General features: G+C 68.6%; 6 protein-coding genes. 4 read left to right on the top strand and 2 right to left on the bottom strand.

Annotated elements, in window-relative coordinates; all coding sequences use genetic code 11:
- The first annotated feature begins 638 nt into the window (after positions 1–638).
- Positions 639–1,049 carry a hypothetical protein gene (locus tag ACFV15_RS19865; protein WP_378351949.1) on the top strand — a complete coding sequence of 137 codons (411 nt, stop codon included), beginning with the start codon at positions 639–641 and terminating at the stop codon, positions 1,047–1,049.
- Between the two features lie 51 nt (positions 1,050–1,100).
- On the opposite strand, the gene ACFV15_RS19860 is transcribed toward ACFV15_RS19865, so the two are convergent.
- Complete coding sequence (locus tag ACFV15_RS19860; RefSeq protein ID WP_378351948.1) at positions 1,101–2,309, bottom strand: winged helix-turn-helix domain-containing protein; 1,209 nt, start codon at positions 2,307–2,309, stop codon at positions 1,101–1,103.
- Positions 2,310–2,369: 60 nt separating this feature from the next.
- Here ACFV15_RS19860 and ACFV15_RS19855 point away from each other — a divergent pair, with 60 nt between their 5' ends.
- On the top strand, positions 2,370–2,921 hold the full coding sequence (locus ACFV15_RS19855) for a GNAT family N-acetyltransferase (protein WP_378351947.1): 552 nt from the start codon (positions 2,370–2,372) through the stop codon (positions 2,919–2,921).
- Here the strand turns inward: ACFV15_RS19855 and ACFV15_RS19850 are convergent.
- The gene (locus ACFV15_RS19850) at positions 2,889–3,368 is read right to left on the bottom strand and encodes a GtrA family protein (RefSeq protein ID WP_378351946.1); all 480 of its coding nucleotides are present in this window, start codon (positions 3,366–3,368) and stop codon (positions 2,889–2,891) included. The two genes, ACFV15_RS19855 and ACFV15_RS19850, sit on opposite strands and share 33 nt — an antisense overlap.
- 150 nt (positions 3,369–3,518) lie before the next feature.
- On the opposite strand from ACFV15_RS19850, the gene ACFV15_RS19845 reads away from it, so the two are divergent.
- Together ACFV15_RS19845 and ACFV15_RS19840 are read left to right on the top strand one after the other, a co-directional pair.
- Positions 3,519–4,040: a hypothetical protein gene (locus tag ACFV15_RS19845; RefSeq protein ID WP_378351945.1), complete on the top strand. Its 522-nt coding sequence runs from the start codon at positions 3,519–3,521 to the stop codon at positions 4,038–4,040.
- A 72-nt stretch (positions 4,041–4,112) separates the two neighbouring features.
- Complete coding sequence (locus ACFV15_RS19840; RefSeq protein WP_378351944.1) at positions 4,113–4,478, top strand: hypothetical protein; 366 nt, start codon at positions 4,113–4,115, stop codon at positions 4,476–4,478.
- Positions 4,479–4,572: the final 94 nt, after the last annotated feature.

The raw sequence follows: 4,572 nt of genomic DNA, 5'->3' as shown, positions 1-4,572 counted from the left end.
CGCGCTCACGCACCTCACGCGGGTGCCTCGAAGACCGGGCCATAACTCCATCCTCACTCACACGATGGAGCCTCCATCAAACCCGGGGCGGTTCACACTTCCGGCACCTCGTGTCCCCTCTCCGGCACCTCGGGTGAACGCTCGGCTTCCGGGATCTGGCCTACCAGCGTGTGCCGACCCTCCAGGCACGCGTGCCGACTCCCCAGGCACGCGCGTCGACTCTCTGGGTACGCGTGTCGTCCATCGGCGTACGCGTGTCGTCCGGTTGGGGCGCGTGGCGTCCATTCGCGTGCGGGTGGCGTCCGGCCAGGGGCGGGGGCAGGTGGGGGTGGTGGGTCACCTGATTGGGGTGGGTGAAGTCTGGGTCGCTCGTTTGCCGGGTGGGCTGGTGGTGAGGCGGGGTGGTGGGCGAACGGGGTCACTCGGGCGCGGGGTGGGGTTGGGCCGGTTGGGGTAGCGGGGGTGGCTGGGTGTAGCCGGGGGTGGTTTTCGGGGGTGGGGTGGGGTTTTGGGGGCTCCTAGTGTGCTTTGTGGACGTACACCGGGAGGGAGTGGTCGGGATGAGTGACCTTTCGAGGCGGGCTGCGATGTTGGCGGTGCCCGCTGTCGCGGCCGTGGGGGCGGTGGGGACCGTTGCCGTGAGCAAGGGCGCGGATGAGGTCGTCGAGTTGATTTCGCGGCGGACCGCTACTTCGCTGCCCAGTGTTCCCGGGGCGAATGTGGTGGCGGGGACGGTTTTCTTCACGTCCTTGACCGTGCACGGGAAAGACGGGGTGAAGATCGGGGACGGGTCGGTCAACGGGATGGTGGTCGACATCATTCCCGGGCTGCCGTTGAAGATCGTCGTGCAGAACAAGATCGTGCTTCGGCTGCCGGATGGGGAACTGCATCTGAACAACATGCACATCCGGGAGATACCCGGTCCCGGGAAGACATTCCCGATCGCCGTGATCGGCGGGACGGGGAAGTACCGGACCGCGCGCGGGGACGGGACCGGTGAGCACGCGACCGACACCGACACCAAGGTGACCTTGAACTTGGTGCTGTAGCCGACGGAGCCGAGGATGGACGCGGGCCCATCCTCGGCCCGCGAACGCGGCCTAGCGCACGAGTTTGCGGAGCGGCTTCGCCAGGTCACCTCGCTCCCCCATCACGACTCCGTCGAGACCGAGCCAGGCGGCCATCAGCTTCAGCTCGGCGGCGAGTTCCAGTGCTACGCGGGCGTTGTCGGCGTCCGGCTCGGCGAAGGCGCCTTGGACGCGGAGGACGCCTGCGGCCCTGTCCGACTTCAGGTCCACGCGGGCGACCAGTTCGCCGTCGAGGAGGAACGGGAACACGTAGTAGCCGTGGATGCGCTGGGGCTCCGGCACGTAGATCTCTATGCGGTAGCGGAAGCCGAACAGCCGCTCGGTGCGGGCACGCTCCCAGATCAGCGGGTCGAACGGGCAGAGCAGCGCACGCCCGGTGATCGACCGGGGCGTCTTCGCCTGGACGTGCCGGTACGCCTGCGCCTTCCAGTCACGCACCGAGACCGGCTCCAGCACACCGGTCTCGACGAGCTCCCGGACCGCCTGCTTGGTCTCGCCGGGGCCGAGGCGGTAGTAGTCGCGCAGGTCCGTCTCGGTGGCGACGCCGAGCGCGACCGCCGACCTGGTGATCAGCTCACGGGCGCCCTCCTCCGGGGAAACCTTGCGGGACAACACTTCCGGCGGCACGACGCGCTCGGTGAGGTCGTAGAGCCGCTCGAACGACCGGCGGGTGCCGGTGGTCAGCTGGCCCATGCCGAACATCCACTCGCAGACCTTCTTGACCTCCGAACGGTCCCACCACGCGCCGGGACCGCGGCCCTCGGCGCCGAGCTCGCGCTCGATGCCGCCCGCGCCGATCGGGCCGAGTTCCTTGACCACGGCCAGGATGTCGTCGATCAACGCCGGCGATTTGTCCACAAGGGACGAATAGTTTCGCCACCAGCCCTGCCGTTTCGCGCCCGAACGCAGCAGCGGCCAATCCTGCACCGGCAACAGGCTCGCCTCATGCGCCCAGTACTCGACCAGCATGCGCGGGCGCTTGGCCGTGTGCGTCCACGCCGCCTCGTCGATCAGCGCGGCGTCGTAGGCGCCGAGGCGCGAGAACAGCGGCGCGTAGTGGGCGCGGACGGCGACGTTGACCGAATCGAGCTGGATCAGCTGGACCCTGGACAGCACGCGCTGCAGATGCCGCCTCGTCGGCTGCGAGGCGGGACGTGGGTCGGCGAACCCCTGTGCGGCCAGCGCGGTGCGGCGCGCGACGGCCAGACTCATCGTTTCCATGATGTCGCCGATGGTGCCACGACCCACCGACAAAAACCGGACCCACTAAGTTTCACCAGCATGAGCATCGCCCAAGTTCGCCTGGCCACCGTGGAAGACGCCAAGGAGATCGCCCGGCTCCAGCGAGTCACCTGGGAGGCCGCCTACGCCGACCTGCCCGGCGCGCTCGCGGCGCTGGGCGCCGTCGACGCGGAGCGGCAATGGACGGACGCGATCGAGTTCCCGTTCAGCAGCGTCTACCTGGCCACCGAGGGCGAGTTCACCGTCGGTTTCTGCGTCGCGGGCCTCGCGCCGGAGAGCGAGGTCGCGGACGCCTCCGGAGCGCTGCCCGACGACGCAGCCAGGACGGGGCTCATCGCATCGCTGCTGGTAGAGCCGCGCTGGGGCCGCCGAGGGCATGCCGGACGGCTGCTCGCCACGGCCGCGCGGGACCTGCGCGAGCAGGGCGCCGAGCGGGGCATCAGCTGGGTCGGCCAGTCCGACCATCCGGCGCTGGGCTTCTACCGCCGCGCGGGCTGGAACCCGGACGGCACCGTCCGCGTGCTCGACACCGGCGAGACGACCATCCGCGAAGTGCGGCTAACCGGCACACTGGACCTCGCGCTCGCCTGAGCGGGGCGCGAACACCACCCATCGCATCGCGCTGTACATGAACACGCCTTCGCAGGCGCCGGCCAGGATCCGCGACAGGTGGTACTGGACGCCGAGCGCGGTTAAGCCGCTTCCGACGCCGAGCAGGAACGCGGCGTAGTTGATCGCGATCGCGGCCACGTACAGCACCACCTGGCGCCCGGCGGGCGCGTGCGACTCGAAGTTCAGCTTGCGGTTGAGCACGAAGCTGAGCGTGAAGGCACCGATATAGCCGAGGGTGATCGACAGCCAGACCGGCAGGCCCAGCCAGCCGTGGAACAAGGTCAGCAGTGCGAGGTCCACGCCGAAGGTGAACCCGTTGATCAGCGCGAAGCCGAGGAAATTCGGCGCGACGATCCGCGACAGCCCAAACGGCAGGCGCCGCACCACGGCGGCGCAGAACCGGGCGAACCGGCTGTGCTCTTCCACCAGGCCAGGCTTCCAGCGCAAGGTGACCGCAAGACGGCGAACAGGTGATCTTTTATCGCTGGCACCACCGGAGATACGGGGGTTTACCTCAGGGTGTCCGGGTTTTGCGGCTGCTAACTTGGGCACTACGGCGACTCGGGGAGGTGAGCGATGCTGGGATGGCTGTGTGTGACCCTCGGCGTCGCGTTCGGCTCCGCGATCGTGCCGCTGATCAGCGTCGAGGTGTTCGTGCTCGGGCTGGTCGCGAGCAGGCCGGACGTGCCGTGGCTCGCCGTGGGCATCGTGGTCGCGGTCGGCCAGATCGCAGGCAAGCTGCTGTACTACCTGGCCGCGCGCGGGTCCATCAAACTGCCGAAGTTCCTGCACGACCGGCTGCACCGCGAACGCCCGCCGACGCCGAGGCGTGAGCGGATGCGCTTGCGTACCAAGAAGTTCCGCGCCTGGGTGGACGCGCTGCGCGAGCGCTGCCATCGCCATCCGCACTGGATGACCGGGACCTACGGGGTGAGCGCGGTCATCGGGCTGCCGCCGTTCATGGCCACCACCGTGCTGGCCGGGATGGTCCGGATGCCGATGTCGACGTTCCTGATCGGCGGCCTGCTCGGCCGCGGCGTGCGCTTCAGCCTGCTGGCCGCGGCGCCCGCGATGTTCGCGGGCGTTTTCCACTTCTGATCTGGTAACCCATTCGGCTGGGATTAGTCCGAATGGCAGCGGGGTGACAGCGCCGAATGCCACGATTCGTTCATGATCAAGAAGATCGCAGCCGCCGCGCTGATCGCTTTCGTCGCGACTACGACCATGTCGGTACCCGCCTCGGCCGAAGCCAAGGGATCGCCAGTGGCGGTTCAAGGATTCGTCGTGCTCAAGGAGAAGAGCGGCAACGGCCGCACGCTCCGGTTGTGGAAGAACACCAGCAACGGCATGGTGCACGCCAACGCGTCCGGTGCCAGGTACGGCGACAAGCTGTCCATCGGCAGCTGCTGCTACCCGTACACGACCTACGAGACGGTGACCAGCACCGGCAACTCCGAGCTGAACACCGGCGAATACACCAACTCCGGCCCCAGCGTGAACCTCAACTTCGCGGGCGGCGGCGAGATCCACTTCTAGTGGTCGTGAGCGTTGGGGGGGGGGGGGGGGGCCCCCCCCCCCCCCCCCCCCCCGAGCGGCGCCGGGGCATAAAAATTAAAAAGATGGTCCGGGG

It is taken from the genome of Amycolatopsis sp. NPDC059657 (assembly GCF_042734395.1).
Lineage (GTDB): Bacteria > Actinomycetota > Actinomycetes > Mycobacteriales > Pseudonocardiaceae > Amycolatopsis.
This window is presented reverse-complemented; position numbering and strand designations above follow the sequence as displayed.

Excerpts from the sequence above, each read along its gene's own strand:
- ACFV15_RS19845 (WP_378351945.1), top strand. The coding sequence starts at position 3,519 with ATGCTGGGATGGCTGTGTGTGACCCTCGGCGTCGCGTTCGGCTCCGCG.
- ACFV15_RS19840 (WP_378351944.1), top strand. The coding sequence starts at position 4,113 with ATGATCAAGAAGATCGCAGCCGCCGCGCTGATCGCTTTCGTCGCGACT.
- ACFV15_RS19860 (WP_378351948.1), bottom strand. The coding sequence starts at position 2,309 with ATGGAAACGATGAGTCTGGCCGTCGCGCGCCGCACCGCGCTGGCCGCA.
- ACFV15_RS19855 (WP_378351947.1), top strand. The coding sequence starts at position 2,370 with ATGAGCATCGCCCAAGTTCGCCTGGCCACCGTGGAAGACGCCAAGGAG.